Annotated in this window: 14 protein-coding genes, 4 pseudogenes and 1 riboswitch; of the genes and pseudogenes, 7 read left to right on the top strand and 11 right to left on the bottom strand. The window is 31.0% G+C overall.

Features of this window, described 5'->3' with window-relative positions; genetic code table 11:
• Position 1: 1 nt before the first annotated feature.
• From hisB to AGR56_RS09975, 4 genes and pseudogenes are all read right to left on the bottom strand, one after another.
• Positions 2–586 (bottom strand): imidazoleglycerol-phosphate dehydratase HisB, encoded by a 585-nt coding sequence (gene hisB, locus AGR56_RS09990; RefSeq protein WP_053242127.1) that lies wholly within the window; start codon positions 584–586, stop codon positions 2–4.
• A gap of 13 nt (positions 587–599) precedes the next feature.
• Positions 600–1,895 carry a histidinol dehydrogenase gene (gene hisD / locus AGR56_RS09985; RefSeq protein ID WP_053242126.1) on the bottom strand — a complete coding sequence of 432 codons (1,296 nt, stop codon included), beginning with the start codon at positions 1,893–1,895 and terminating at the stop codon, positions 600–602.
• 16 nt (positions 1,896–1,911) lie between these two features.
• Positions 1,912–2,545: pseudogene (hisG, locus tag AGR56_RS09980) on the bottom strand (ATP phosphoribosyltransferase).
• Positions 2,535–3,749: pseudogene (locus tag AGR56_RS09975) on the bottom strand (ATP phosphoribosyltransferase regulatory subunit). Before AGR56_RS09975 ends, hisG begins: the two co-directional pseudogenes overlap by 11 nt.
• 171 nt (positions 3,750–3,920) lie before the next feature.
• Between AGR56_RS09975 and AGR56_RS09970 the strand changes: the two are divergent.
• Positions 3,921–4,263: pseudogene (locus tag AGR56_RS09970) on the top strand (phenylpyruvate tautomerase MIF-related protein).
• 188 nt (positions 4,264–4,451) lie between these two features.
• Positions 4,452–4,808: a hypothetical protein gene (locus tag AGR56_RS09965; RefSeq protein WP_053242125.1), complete on the top strand. Its 357-nt coding sequence runs from the start codon at positions 4,452–4,454 to the stop codon at positions 4,806–4,808.
• Positions 4,809–4,978: 170 nt separating this feature from the next.
• Here AGR56_RS09965 and AGR56_RS19505 read toward each other — a convergent pair.
• From AGR56_RS19505 to AGR56_RS09950, 4 genes and pseudogenes are all read right to left on the bottom strand, one after another.
• Positions 4,979–5,086, bottom strand: a pseudogene (locus AGR56_RS19505) (transposase); the annotation flags it as partial.
• Positions 5,087–5,243: 157 nt separating this feature from the next.
• A complete protein-coding gene (locus AGR56_RS09960) occupies positions 5,244–6,182 on the bottom strand; it encodes an MFS transporter (RefSeq protein WP_053242124.1) in 939 nt (312 codons plus the stop codon).
• Positions 6,172–6,519, bottom strand: a complete 348-nt coding sequence (locus AGR56_RS22765) for an MFS transporter (RefSeq protein ID WP_157055734.1) — start codon at positions 6,517–6,519, stop codon at positions 6,172–6,174. Before AGR56_RS22765 ends, AGR56_RS09960 begins: the two co-directional genes overlap by 11 nt.
• A gap of 176 nt (positions 6,520–6,695) precedes the next feature.
• Entirely contained in the window at positions 6,696–6,893 is a 198-nt protein-coding gene (locus AGR56_RS09950) for a hypothetical protein (RefSeq protein ID WP_053242122.1), read from the bottom strand.
• 219 nt (positions 6,894–7,112) lie between these two features.
• Between AGR56_RS09950 and AGR56_RS09945 the strand changes: the two genes are divergently transcribed.
• A complete protein-coding gene (locus tag AGR56_RS09945; RefSeq protein WP_053242121.1) occupies positions 7,113–7,886 on the top strand; it encodes a tRNA threonylcarbamoyladenosine dehydratase in 774 nt (257 codons plus the stop codon).
• 327 nt (positions 7,887–8,213) lie between these two features.
• Here the strand turns inward: AGR56_RS09945 and AGR56_RS09940 are convergent, their stop codons facing one another.
• The 3 genes from AGR56_RS09940 to AGR56_RS09935 form a co-directional block, all read right to left on the bottom strand.
• Positions 8,214–8,627, bottom strand: a complete 414-nt coding sequence (locus tag AGR56_RS09940) for a secondary thiamine-phosphate synthase enzyme YjbQ (RefSeq protein ID WP_053242120.1) — start codon at positions 8,625–8,627, stop codon at positions 8,214–8,216.
• A gap of 73 nt (positions 8,628–8,700) precedes the next feature.
• On the bottom strand, positions 8,701–8,838 hold the full coding sequence (locus tag AGR56_RS21770; RefSeq protein WP_242851396.1) for a hypothetical protein: 138 nt from the start codon (positions 8,836–8,838) through the stop codon (positions 8,701–8,703).
• Positions 8,801–9,868, bottom strand: coding sequence for an alanyl-tRNA editing protein (locus tag AGR56_RS09935; RefSeq protein ID WP_242851395.1), 1,068 nt, complete (start codon positions 9,866–9,868; stop codon positions 8,801–8,803). The genes AGR56_RS21770 and AGR56_RS09935 overlap by 38 nt, the downstream gene beginning before the upstream one ends.
• A gap of 210 nt (positions 9,869–10,078) precedes the next feature.
• Positions 10,079–10,276, top strand: a riboswitch (cyclic di-AMP (ydaO/yuaA leader).
• 4 nt (positions 10,277–10,280) lie between these two features.
• Between AGR56_RS09935 and AGR56_RS09930 the strand changes: the two genes are divergently transcribed.
• The 4 genes from AGR56_RS09930 (at position 10,281) to glgP (ending at position 14,340) form a co-directional block, all read left to right on the top strand.
• Positions 10,281–11,039 (top strand): cell wall hydrolase, encoded by a 759-nt coding sequence (locus AGR56_RS09930; protein WP_053242119.1) that lies wholly within the window; start codon positions 10,281–10,283, stop codon positions 11,037–11,039.
• Between the two features lie 445 nt (positions 11,040–11,484).
• The gene (locus AGR56_RS22760; protein WP_278279606.1) at positions 11,485–11,796 is read left to right on the top strand and encodes a hypothetical protein; all 312 of its coding nucleotides are present in this window, start codon (positions 11,485–11,487) and stop codon (positions 11,794–11,796) included.
• A gap of 29 nt (positions 11,797–11,825) precedes the next feature.
• Positions 11,826–13,784: a family 65 glycosyl hydrolase domain-containing protein gene (locus AGR56_RS09925; protein WP_278279605.1), complete on the top strand. Its 1,959-nt coding sequence runs from the start codon at positions 11,826–11,828 to the stop codon at positions 13,782–13,784.
• Between the two features lie 28 nt (positions 13,785–13,812).
• A complete protein-coding gene (glgP, locus tag AGR56_RS23375; RefSeq protein ID WP_347460454.1) occupies positions 13,813–14,340 on the top strand; it encodes an alpha-glucan family phosphorylase in 528 nt (175 codons plus the stop codon).
• Positions 14,341–14,347: the final 7 nt, after the last annotated feature.

Below are 14,347 nucleotides of genomic sequence, written 5' to 3'. Positions count from 1 at the left end.
TCTATAACATTCCTTTAGTAGACATTACTCCTTTTATTCTTTCATTCTTTGAAACTGCCTCGCTAAGTGCTCTTCCAAAAGCCTTAAAAATGCCTTCAATCATGTGGTGATTATTTTTCCCATAAAGAACCCTTACATGAAGTGTTATACCTGAATTAAAAGCTACTGCTCTAAAAAACTCTTCCACCATTTCAGTATCAAAAGTTCCAAGCTTATCTGTTGTAAAATCTGCATCAAAAACAAGAAATGGTCTTCCACTTATATCCATTGAAACCTGTGCAAGAGCTTCATCCATAGGTACAAAGGCAGTTCCATATCTATTAATAGAAGCTTTATCTGAAAGAGCTTTTTTAATGCACTCGCCAATTACTATTCCCACATCTTCAACCGTATGATGGGAATCAACATAAGTATCGCCTTTAGCTTTAACCTTTAAATTTATTAGTCCATGTTTTGCCATAAGTGAAAGCATATGATCAAAAAAACCTATACCTGTATCAATTTCATATTTACCCTCACCATCTAAGTCCACTTCAACACTTATGTCCGTTTCACCTGTTTTTCTTTGTATATTTGCTGTTCTCACAATACCTTCACCTCTACTTAAATCTTACTTTTATAGAATTTGCATGAGCAGTTAATCCTTCTGTCTCTGCAAGTTTTACAACCTTATCCTTTACTCCTCTTAGCGCTTCTTCTGAGTAATAAAGATAACTTGATTTTTTTACAAAGTCATCTACGGAAAGAGGTGAGAAAAATCTTGCAGTACCACTTGTAGGCAATACGTGATTAGGACCCGCCATGTAGTCTCCAAGTGGTTCTGGAGCATAATATCCTAAAAATACCGAGCCTGCATTTTTTACATCTCCTAAGTATACAAAAGGATTTTCCAGCATAAGTTCAAGGTGCTCAGGTGCTATAGTATTTCCAATTCCAATAGCTTCCTTTATATTAGATGTAATTATTATAGCCCCATAATTTTTAAGTGATTCTAATATTATTTCTTTTCTTTCAAGTTTTTCTACCTGCTTTTTTAATTCCCATGCAACTTTTGCAGCTAGTTCTTTTGAAGTAGTAACAAGAATAGCAGAAGCAAGCTTATCATGTTCTGCTTGTGACATTAAATCTGCTGCTATATACTCAGGGTCACCCTTTTCATCTGATATTACAAGTATTTCACTTGGTCCTGCAATCATATCTATATCAACAAATCCAAACACGCTTTTCTTCGCCATAGCCACAAAAATATTTCCAGGTCCAACTATTTTATCAACTTTATCAATAGTTTCTGTTCCAAAAGCTAAGGCACCAACTGCTTGAGCTCCTCCAACCTTATAAATTTCATCTACTCCAGAAATATCTGCTGCAACCAAAATATTAGGATTAATAAAACCATCCTTCATAGGAGGCGTCGTCATTATTATCTTTTCTACCCCTGCAACCTTAGCTGGAATGGCATTCATAAGCACAGAAGATGGGTAAGCTGCTGTTCCACCTGGTACGTATATTCCTACCTTCTCAAGTCCTCTGACAATACGTCCCATCATTATTCCATCTTTTGAAGGTACTATCATAGAATTTTCCTTTTGCTTTTCGTGAAAATCCCATATATTTTCTTTTGCAGTTTTAAGTGCATCAATAAAATCCTTATCTACTTTATCATAGGCTTCTTTTATTTCCTCTTTTGAAACTTTTATTTCATTTATATTAGGACAATCAAATTTTCTAGTATAGTAAGTTAAAGCCCTATCCCCATTTTTCCTTACCTCTTGAAGGATATCCTCCACTATCTTCATTACACTTTCATCTGCTTTTCCTTGTCTCTCTTTTAGAGACTCAAAATATCTTTTTCCTTCCTCGCTGCCATTATATATAATATTTATAATATCATCCATTCATATTCTTTCCCTTCTAAATGTTTTTCACCCTGCTTATTATTGTGCCTATTTCATCTTTTCTAAGTTTCATACTTGCTCTATTTACTATCATTCTTGTGCTTATATTACATATATCTTCAAATACCACTAGCCCATTTTCCTTTAGAGTATTCCCTGTTTCAACTATATCTACTATAGCATCTGCGAGTCCAAGTATTGGTGCAAGTTCAACAGAGCCTTCAATTTTTATTATTTCAACATCCATTCCCTTTTCCCTAAAATAATTTCTAGTAACATTAGGATATTTAGTCGCTATTTTTTTTCTATTACAGCCTTCATTTAACTTAAAATCAGGAAGTGATGCTAATGAAAAATTTACACTTACCTGTTTTTAAATCTAAGACCTCATAACAATCTTTATTCATTTCCATAAGGGTATCTTTTCCAACTATACCTACATCAGCAGCTCCATGTTCAACATAAGTTAAAACATCTGCTGCCTTTACAAGTACAAAGTCTATATTATTTTTCACATCATGGAAGATTAGTCTTCTTCCCTTATCCTTAAGCTCGCTGCAGTCAATGCCTGCCTTTTCAAATATTTGTATTGCTTTGGTTTCTATTCTTCCCTTTGTAAGTGCAATTCTAATAGGTGCATTATTTTTCATTGTTAATACTCCTCACATCAATTGTTTCTCCATTATCTATATTTTTTACTTTGCTAATTTTATTTTTCATACAATATTCTATGGTTTCATGAAGAGTATCAAAAAGGCTAACTTCTGCTTTTATGCCCTTTTTATTAAGCTCATCAGCTTCTAAATATGCCTTTTCAATTTTCACTCCAAAAACCATGAATTTTACAAAGTCATCAGCACAATTTTTATTACTATTCTCTAAAGCTTCCATTAAATTATCAACATTTATAGCAAGTCCTGTAGCTGGAATATCACATCCAAACTGATTTATTAAATTATCATATCTCCCACCACTTAAAAGCGTTATCTCCTATACCTTTAGCATATCCCCTATATATTAATCCAGTATAATAATTTATATGCTGTACCATTCCAAGATCTATTGAAAGATACTCCCCGTAGCCTGCGTTTTCAACAACTTCATATACCTTTGAAATTATTTTTAATGTATCTAAAGCTTTTTCGTTGTTTATAAGTTTTTTAGCTTTTTCTATTACTTCTTTGCCTCCAAAAAGTTCTGGAAGCTTGGAAAGTATATTGCCTTTATCTTTTAATTTTTCTTTATTATCAAATATGAAGTTTTCAACTTCGCTAAAATTTTTGTTTTCAATTAAAGTTCTAAGCTGTTCTATATACTCTTCTTCAATATCTATATCTTCAACTATACTTTTAAAAAATTCTGCTTGCCCTATTTCTATTTTAAATCCTTTAAGTCCGGCTTTTATAAGCGCCTTTATTGCAGCAATTAAAACTTCAACATCTGCTCTTAGATTGTTACTTCCAATTACTTCTATACCCGATTGAGTTACTTCACTTATTTTACCGTTTAGAACTTCATTCATTCTGTACACATTTCCAGTATAGCAAAGCTTCATAGGATATTTTTTATTTTTTATTTTTGTAGCTGCAATTCTCGCTATAGGTGTAGTCATATCTGGTCTCAATACCATCATTCTTCCCATATTATCAAAAAGCTTATACATTTTTTCTTGTTTTATAGGCTGATTTTTAAGGTTATATACATCATAAAATTCAAAGATTGGAGAATTTACTTCTCTATAACCCATTTCTATATAAACACTTCTTAGTATGTCTTCTATATTTTTTTGTTTGTACACTCATTAAATAAAATATCCCTTGTACCCTCAGGTATATATTTTCTTAAATTTATCATTCCTATCACATCCTGTAATTTACTTTATTGCTTTACCACGCTAATGTGTTAAATATATTGTACCAACATTATATGCTGATGTCAAATAAAAATTGCAAATATACACAATAATGTGGTATATAATTTTAGTATATGTAATTTAAAATAATTAATTATTAGGAGGTTTTTGTTATGCCATTTATAAATTCAAAAGTAACTGTAAAAATGGATGATTCTAAAAAAGAAACTGTAAAAAGGAACTTGGAAATTTAATTAGTATTCTTCCAGGCAAAAGTGAAAGCTGGCTCATGGTTGGCTTTGAAGATAATTACACTTTATATTTTAAAGGTGAGAAAAAGAAAAAGCTGCTTTTGTTGAGGTTAAAATATTTGGAAATGCTGAAAAAGCTTGTAAAAATAATTTAACATCACAAATTTGCTCTTTATTTGAAAAGGAACTTGGGATACCTAAGGATTCAATATATGTAACTATTGAGGAGATTGATACCTGGGGATGGAATGGATCACTTTTTTAAATTATTTAATTTAAAGTAAATATTTCCAATAAAAATATTATCCATTTAACACTTATATTTCTCTAATATATTTTCTATTTATGTACAAACTATAAAAGATATATAAAATTTAATTTTGCGAGTACTTCAATGAACATAAATAAACCATATTAAAGTACTCAGCGTTTCCCACTAAAGGAGGAATAGAAATGGATGATAAATGTGAAACCAAAAATAGACTTAAACAACTTGAAAATGTAGTAGAAAAACATACTAGAACAGAAAGACATTTTGAACAAGGTGCTAAGTATTCATCACCAGAATCTATAAAAACTGCTGAAGAAAAACAAAAAAGAAGAGAAGATGAAATTAACACTCTTGAAGTTAAAATAATGGGAGACACCACAAGCCCTCATGAGCAAAAGGAACAATTAGAAGAGGCCTACAGGTCCACAAGAGGATATATCGAACACAACAAGGATCATATGAGCAAAGATGACCTAAAAAACATTAAGGAAAAACAAGCCAACCGAGAACTCCAACGCCGCCAACTCGAATGGAAGTAATCCTCTGGGGTTTGGGCGGCAGCCCATGTGATATCTAAACTAAATATTAGCTCTATCCATAATCTGGGGTTTGGGCGGCAGCCCATGTGATATCTAAACTAAATATTAGCTCTATCCATAATCTGGGGTTTGGGTATTTACTCCCATTCCCTTTTTAAAAATCAATCAAAATTTAAATGTCCATCAAATATCATGATTACACTTTTATCTTTTAAATATCCCATAAATGACGATATACTTTCTTTAGGTGATATTAATACTAATAAATGTATGTGATACTTGCGCATCCACTTAGTATGTGCTAAACTTTGAGCCATATAACATCTCTTTTTGCTTAAGCGTTTAATCTAACCTGCATAGCGGGTGGCTTTTAGTTGATGTGCTATCGCACTCTCAACCTGTTAAAAGAAAAATCATAAAATAATAATAGTGATGCTATATAGCATTACTATTGTTATTTTGCATTTTACACATCTTGGCATGATCAAATTTCTGGCTAATTACAAAATATAAACCCGACGACAACATAATAACTCCACACAAAAACATTGGTACATATGATTTTGTATAATCATATAAAATTCCTATAACAACCTGACCTATTGGAATTGCTGCATCGCATGCCGTTGAGACTACCGCTCCAATTCTTCCAAGCATCTCATTTGGTGCTTCAGCTTGGAAAACAGTTGCGGAAAACACATTTGACATTATTATAAATATTACCATAACAGTAATAAGAATTGTAATTGCAGTTATCATAAACATTAAGTTTGTAATTACACCATTATAATACAATACCAAAATGAAGCTTACAAATATTACTAATATTCCACCTAAATTAGTCGAAACAGCAAAAGATTTACTTGGTTCTATCTTTCTTTTAATTAATCCAGGAATAATTGAACCTATAACGGCTCCAGCCGTAAATACAGCTTGTATAGACCCAATGGATGCATCTGATATTTTAAACACATTTTTTCCTATATATCTTATTCCAATGTAAAGAACAGGATTAAGTGCTAAATTCATAGCAAAGCAGCAAATTGTTATTTTCATAAGTATTGCCCTTTCTTTAATATATCTAATACCATCGATAAAATCCTTTCTGAATTGATAAAAGTTAAATTTTCTATCTTTTCTATCATTTTTAGGTATTTCAATAAATACCTCTATCACTGCTGACAAAAAGAAACTTATGGAATTAAATAGAATTATATATACGATTCCAAAAAAACCAACTACTATTCCAGAAATAAGAGGTCCAATAATTTCTGGAATAAAAGAAACAGTAGAATTTACAGAATTAGCTCTTAAAAGACTTTCTTTTCCTACAATTGTTGGCACCACTGCAGATGCCGCTGAATTATAAAACATTTTTAATTACAGCTAATATTATTACTGCTGTATATATATATATCATTCCTAGATAACCATTAATTTTATAAATTAATACCAAAGAACTAACCACAATTCCATTAATTACGTCAAGTATAATCATTATTTTCTTTCGATTAAACCAGTCTGCAAAAACTCCACATATGGGTCCAATTATCAATCTTGGAATTACAGCCACAGCCATTACTGAAGCAAATTTAGCAGCTGAACCAGTCACCTGAAGTACATACAGTGATAGAGCAAAACTTTGTATTTCATCTCCAGTTAAGGAAACAAATTTACAAGAAAGAAGCAACAAAAAATCCCTATTTTTCATAACATTAGTTTCATAATTGACACCCAATTTCCATTGTATATATATTTTTTTACTTTATAATATATATTATCATAAAAGTATTAATATGTAAATAATTGAATTGTATTACAAAATACTATTACTCCTTACTTTTTATCAATAATTATATTAAATAATGCTGAAATAAAAAAGCTAATTCAATTTGCTCTTAAAAGCCTGTCTTCTTCTATAATACCTAGAAACACTTCAGAACCGGTAAAACTATATAATAAAGAAATTACTGATAATACTACAGCTGAAAAATAAATATAAGACATTGGAAGTATGCCATTTATTTTATAAACAATTCCTATAGCTAGAACTATAAGTCCATTTAAAATATCTAATAAAATCATTATTTTTTTCCATCAAACCAATCTGCAAAAACTCGACAAATTGGATCTAATATTATCTGCGCAATAACTGTAATTGCAAGAACTAATGCAAACTTAGCTACTGAACCAGTTATCTTAAGAACAAATAATAAAAAATATACAAATACACTTTTGGTTGAAGTTATTTATTTTTAATGTTATTCTATATCTATAATTTTTAATATAAGGAGCTATAAATAAATGCGTCAACATTCATTATCAAGAACAGAATTATTAATTGGAAAAGATAATCTAGAAAAATTATACAAAAGCAAGGTTGTAATTTTAGGTATAGGTGGAGTTGGAAGCTATGCTGTTGAAGCCCTTACGAGATCAGGCATTGGTACTTTAATTCTTGTAGATGATGATACTGTTTGTTTAACTAATCTTAACAGGCAAATTCATGCAACTTTTAAAACTATAGCTAAACCTAAAGTTGAAGTAATGAAAGAGAGAATTTTAAGCATAAATCCTCATTGTGAAGTGAATACATATCAAACATTTATAACTGAAGAAAATATACATGAAATAATACCTGAAGATACTGATTATGTAATAGATGCTATAGATACTGTTTCATCAAAAATTTCAGTTATATTGTGGTGCAAAGAACATAATATAAACATAATAAGCTGTATGGGAACAGGCAATAAATTAGATCCTACTCAATTTAAAATTTCAGATATATACAAAACTAAAATTTGCCCACTTGCTAAAGTAATGCGCCATGAACTAAAAAAGAGAGGTGTAGAATCTCTTAAGGTGCTTTATTCTGAAGAAATGCCTAAAAAGCCTAAGATAGGTGAAGTCATAACTTGTAAAGAAGGCTGTGTATGCACAAACGGTTCAAGAAAATGCACTGCAAAGCGTCAAATCCCGGCAAGTATATCCTTTGTTCCTCCTGTTGCAGGAATGATAATTGGAGGAGAAGTTATAAAAGACATAATAGGATACAATGATAACAAAGTGAAATAACAATGCTTTGTCACATACACATATGCGGGGTTTGGGCGTAAGCCCATTATCTTTCTAGAATAAGATAAAAGCACTTTCAATAATAAATTCTATAAATCTAAGTGGTTATTTAAAAAAAGTGGTTGCTTTGAGTTCTAGAATGATAATGGGCAGAGCCCAAACCCCGCGTATGTTTATACTCACTAAACGTTCAGATAGATTGAATTATCTAAGTATTTTATGATTTTTTTACTAAGATTTATTAGAATTTTTTAAATCGTTCCTTCAGCATTATTACTTCGCTTCCACGGTAGTTAAAGGAAAAAATTCCTCCGTACCTACGGAATTTTAGTTTTGATTATCAGGGACTATTTTCACGTATACATTTCTATTTCTTGGTCCATCAAACTCTGTAAAATATATTCCTTGCCATATTCCAAGTTTAAGCTTTCCATCTTCAACAATTACTGTGCAACTTGCTCCCATAAGTGATGACTTTATATGTGCATGCGAATTTCCTTCTGCATGCTTATAATTCCAATCTATTGGAAAAACCTTATTCAAAGTTTGTATTATATCACTAGCAACATCTGGATCTGTATTTTCATTTATAGTAATTCCCGCCGTAGTATGTGGACAAAATACAGTCAAAGTGCCATTTTGTACTTTACTTTCCTTTAACGATTTTCTAACCAAGTCAGTTATGTCTAAAAACTCTTCATTTTTATAAGTTTTTAATGAATACTCAAATAAATTATTCATACAACATACCTCCATATTCAATAACCCTTAGATTTATGATTTATCTTTTTAATGTTTCAAAGCACTATTTCTCCTATATTGCCTTTTCCTTTAAGAATTCTACGAACCTACTTAAATCTTCTTTATTTGAAAAAGCTGCTTGTGCCCTCTTAGGACTTCCACCACCTCTACCATTAAATCCTTTTATATTTTCTTTGAATATTTTTTCCACACTGTACACTATCAATAGCATTTTGTGCAAAAATAATTCTGTTGTCTTTACCTGATGTCAATATGACAACTGCTTCTTCATCCTTTAAACAATCATATATACTCTCTATAAAATCAAAATCCCTATCTTCATAATGTGCCGATATAAGTTTTGAATGTGAAGATTTTAAAAGCTTTTCTGATTCTATTTTAGCTTCATTTTTTTTATACTCAGAAACTTCTTTTCTAAGGTTCATGATCTCTTCATTTTGAGAATTCACTCTATCTACTAGTTTATCTTCCTCTGTCGAAAATAACTTTTGAAGCTTACTTATTATGTCGTGTTCCTTCATAACGTGTTTAAGCGCTCTTTCTCCACATTTGAAATAAACTCTTGTCATTCCTTTATACTTTTCTGTTTTTAATACTTTTACTATTCCTACTTCACCTGTTCTAACAACATGTGTTCCACAACATGCACTGTAATCAACATCACCAAGCTGAACTATTCTTATCCTACCCTCTGCTTTTATAGCTTTTCTAAGAGGAAGTTTTTTCGCCTCATCCTTGCTCATAAAATAAGTTTTTGTAGGTACATTCATATAAATATAATTATTTACTTCTTCTTCAACCTTTTGAACCATAGATTCATTTACTTCTTCCATGTCTATATCAATTGTTATGTAATCTTCGCCCATATGAAAGCCACAGTTAACTCCCTTATACAATTTAAAAAATGCTGCAGATAAAAGATGTTCTCCTGTATGCTGTTGTATATTATCTCTTCTCCTAAGAAAATCGACCTTACATTTTGCTATTTCGCCATCAGGTTTTGTATTCATAACATGATAAATTACATCATCCTTTTCGCGAACATATTCAACTGGCATTCCATTTATAGTACCTAAATCACAAGGTTGACCACCACCTTCAGGGTAAAAAGGTGTTTTATCCAAAACAACTTCATACTTATTATTTTTTTCTATTATGTCTAATATCCTTCCTTCTCCCTCACACACGTAAGGATCATCATAAAACATTTTTTCAGTCATAAAATCATCTCCAAAACATTTTCTTTATTAATACCATTTTAGAGTATTTATTTCTACTGTGCAAGAAAAAGAAAATTTTACTTGAATTAATAGGAAAATAAGTATATAAAATCAAATGAAATTAATCTATATTTTTGTTGTTTTAAAAATGTATTTACTTATTTACCATAAATACTCCATAGTTTTACCACAAAGTATATGTTAGAATGTCAACTATACTTGCCGAATCTTCTAAACGAAGTACGGGGGATCACATTTGGGTGAATCCTTTAGAACAATATACAATAAACTAATAGTCAATAAGAAAATTTCAAAAGTTTTCTTATTATTTAACTATATGTTCCTAAAGGTAGGGTGCCTTCAACCCGAACCCGCAAGCTAACCTCGGAGGCAAAATAGAAGGAGGATACTTATGAATAAATTAAAATTTTTAGCTATTGGTGCTTTTATAGCCATAGCCGGAGCAAATTCAAGCAATGTACATGCTGCAACTTACAGTGTTAAAAGTGGAGATTCTCTTTACACCATAAGCAGAAGCTACAGTACAAACACAAATTACCTAATTGGTTCTAATAATTTAGCTAGCAGCACAATATATCCTGGACAAACTATCAAGGTTCCGGATACCGTTTATACAGTTAAAAGTGGAGATTCTCTATACCTTATAGCACATAAATTTGGTGTAACCTTAAATAATCTTAGATGGGCAAATAATATATGGTCAGATTACATTTATGTTGGACAAGCCTTAGCTATTCCTGCTAGAAGTAGTTCACAAGTTTCAGTATCACCTTATGTAATCTCATGTACAAGTTCCGAAGTTGATTTGCTTGCAAGACTTATAAATGCAGAAGCCGGTGGTGAAAGCTATACTGCAATGAAAGCAGTAGGAGCAGTAATAGTCAATAGAGTTAAAAGTGGCACCTTCCCAAATACTATTACAAAAGTTATCTATGATACTCAATATGGATACTATCAATTTACTCCAGTTGCAAATGGAATGATAAACAAGTCTGCAACTACAGATTCACTAAATGCCGCAAAAGAAGCTCTTAGAGGCGCTGATCCAACAAATGGAGCTTTATACTTCTATGATAATACTGCAACAAATACATGGCTTAGATCAAAACCAGTATCCTTAATCTCAGGGAATTTAATATTTGCATTCTAATATATATGGTTATCGACTCAACTATTAAGTTATACATGTCTCATAATGCCCAGAACATGGCGTTTTGAAACATGCATAACTTAAGTTTCGGTACGGTAACCCTTTAGTGAAACTACTGTAAAACTCAAACTATATATGTACCAAAATACCAATTTTCAAGGGATTATGGTGTATATATAGTTTGTAGTTAAGCTAGTTTCACTATAGATGTTTTTTTCTAGTTTACAAATATAATTGCACAATTTATAGTCTTAAAAATAAACGTTTAACACAGCTAATTCCAGAGGATAAAAGCCCTCTGGAATTTTATTTTATACATACTTTCATTAAAATAAAATTTATTAGTAATATTTCTCTTGAAGTAATTGCAAAATAATGATATAGTATAAGTGCAACCGCTTGCATTGATTATAATTTAAATAACTATTTCAAAGAAGGTGAATAAATGGGTAATTACGTAAAAGTAGATGAGTGGAATATAATCGAAGATGGCTTACACCTTGGCAACAATAAAATATATGAAAGCATAATGAGCATAGGTAATGGTAAAATGGGGCTTCGCGGGAATTTTGAAGAAGATTTTAGCGGCGATTCTCTAAAAGGAACATATATTGCTGGAATATATTATCCTGACAAAACAAGAGTCGGCTGGTGGAAAAACGGTTATCCTGAATACTTTGCTAAAGTAATAAATGCTACAGATTTTATTGGAATTAAAGTTAAACTTAATGAAACAAATTTGGATTTATCAAACTAAAGGTTTCTGAATTTAAACGTATTCTTAACATGAAAGAAGGCTATTTAACAAGAAGCTTTATAGTAGAAGATAATTCAAACTACAAATACAAAGTTGAAGTAAAAAGATTTCTTAGTATGGTAAAAACAGAACTCGCAGCCATATCCTACAGCATAACACCGCTAGATAATGATTGTGAGATAATCTTTAATCCATATTTAAATGGAGATGTTCAAAACGAAGACTCAAACTATGATGAAAAATTTTGGGATGAAGTTGATAGAAGCGTAGATAATATTTCTTCCCACCTTTCTCTAAAAACGAAAAAGCTAGATTTTGTAGTTACGACAGCTATGAATTATAGTGTGTATATTGATGATACTCCTGTCAAACTAATTTCTGAGCTGCAGAGCCACGAAAAATATGTAGGTAATAATTTATTAGTCAAAGCAAAAAGACAAAGCACCGTTACACTTTTTAAGTATATCAGTGTTGTAACTAATAGATATTACAAAAAAGAAGAGCTTGTAGACAAGGCTTATTCAATTATAAGTGAAGCAAAACACATAGGCTTTGAAAAGCTTTTAAATGAAAGTTCTTGCAAATGGGTAAAAATTTGGAACCACAGTGATATAATAATTGAAGGTGATCCTTCTGCACAGCAAGCCATAAGATTTAATATTTTTCAGCTTAATCAAACCTACACAGGCGATGATTCAAGGCTCAACATAGGACCAAAAGGATTTACAGGAGAAAAATATGGTGGAAGCACGTATTGGGATACTGAAGCGTATTGTATTCCATTTTATCTTAGCACACGCGAAGAATACATAGCAAAGAACTTACTAATATACCGCTATAATCAACTAGAAAAAGCAAAAGAAAATGCTGCAAAGTTAGGATTAAAAGGTGCTCTATATCCAATGGTAACAATGAATGGTGAAGAATGCCATAATGAATGGGAAATAACCTTCGAAGAAATTCACAGGAATGCTGCAATTTCATTTGCAATATATAATTATGTAAGATATACAGGCGATGAGGCTTATCTTTCAGAATATGGCTTAGATGTTTTAGTTGAGACAAGCCGCTTCTGGGCTTCGAGAGCTAATTATAATAAATTTAAAGATAAATATATGATACTTGGCGTAACAGGTCCAAATGAATATGAAAACAACGTTAATAACAATTGGTACACCAACACTATGGCTTCATGGAATATTAGATACACAATGGAAGCAATAAATATTGTAAAAGAAAAATTTTCAAATAAGTATGAAGATTTAAAAAAGAAACTTAACCTAAATGAAGAAGAAATAAATTTGTGGAAAGATATAACAAACAAAATGTACTTTCCTTATAGTAAAGAACTTGATGTATTTCTTCAACAGGACGGATATCTTGATAAAGAACAAATACTCGTAAAAAATCTTGATCCTAAAAATTTACCATTGAACCAGCATTGGTCTTGGGACAGAATTTTAAGATCATGCTTTATAAAACAAGCTGATGTTTTACAAGGATTGTACTTTTTAAATGATGAATTTGATTATTCTGTAAAAAAGCATAATTTTGATTTTTATGAACCACGAACTGTTCATGAATCATCTTTATCTCCATGTATTCACTCCATCATTGCAGCTGAAATAGGTTATGAAGATAAAGCATATGAATTATATCTTAGAACTGCAAGATTAGATCTTGATAATTACAATAATGATACTGATGATGGCCTTCATATCACAAGTATGGCTGGTACATGGATGTCTATAGTACATGGTTTTGGTGGACTTAGAATTAAAAATGGCAAATTAAGTTTAAAGCCTTTTATACCAAAGGCATGGAATAAATATTCATTTAAAATAGTTTTCAGAGAGAGTCTTATAAAAGTCTCTGTTTCTACCTCAACTTTAACTATTGAACACCAGGTAGGGACAAAATTTTCTTTAATCATAAATGATAAAGATATTACATTAAATGAAAATGAAACTCTAACTATTAATCTATAATTATTTAAGAAAGGTTGTGTAGTTTATTATGAATAACAATTTACCAAAAGTAGCTTATTTTTGTATGGAATATGCAGTAGATACTTCTATGAGAACCTATGCAGGTGGACTTGGAATATTAGCTGGAGATTACATTAAAGGCGCAAAAGATTATAATTATCCTATGGTAGGTATAGGATTAAAATGGAAGCAAGGCTATAGTGACCAATATATAGATAAAGATGATAAAGCCTATGATTCCTATAAAAATTACAAATATGATTTTCTAAAAGATACTGGCGTAAAGGTTAATGTTAAAATTCGTCAAAGAAATGTAGTCTGCAAAGTATGGCTACTTGACAAATTTGGTACAGCTCCTCTTTATCTGCTCGATACTGACCTTCCTGAAAATGAAGATACTTGGATAACAGGACAACTTTATGGTTGGTTTGGAGAAGAAAGAATAGCTCAAGAAATGGTTCTTGGTATAGGTGGTATAAGAGCTTTGAGAGCTTTAGGGATAGATGTCGATGTGTACCATTTCAATGAAGGTCATGCACTTTTTTGCCGGATTTGAGTTAATT

Source organism: Clostridium sp. DMHC 10 (assembly GCF_001270375.1).
GTDB lineage: Bacteria > Bacillota > Clostridia > Clostridiales > Clostridiaceae > Clostridium_S > Clostridium_S guangxiense.
The sequence above is the reverse complement of the archived record's forward strand: the minus strand, read 5'-3'. Positions and strand labels throughout refer to the sequence as shown.